1 protein-coding gene is annotated in these 242 nt (G+C 68.6%); it reads left to right on the plus strand.

The window, feature by feature from the left end; all coding sequences use genetic code 11:
* On the plus strand, positions 1-242 hold a 242-nt coding region (locus MM194_RS21885; protein WP_241344963.1), incomplete at both ends, for a VCBS domain-containing protein.

Here is a 242-nt window from a genome sequence, read left to right on the forward strand (position 1 = left end):
CTGAGCTTCACCGACGTCGACACCACCAACACCCACACGGTCAGCGTCAGCAACAACGCCGATGCGGTGTGGAGCGGCGGCGCCCTGAGCCCGGCGCAGATCGGCGCGCTGACCAGCGGCTTCACCGCCGACGGCGACAGCTGGGACTACGCGGTGAGCAATGCCGCCACCCAGTTCCTGGCGGCCGGCGAGACGGTCACCTTCAGCTATGACGTGACCGTGACCGACAACGACGGCGGCAG

The sequence above is a fragment of the Aeromonas sp. MR16 genome, assembly GCF_022549315.1.
In the GTDB taxonomy this organism is placed as follows: Bacteria; Pseudomonadota; Gammaproteobacteria; order Enterobacterales; family Aeromonadaceae; genus Aeromonas; species Aeromonas aquatica.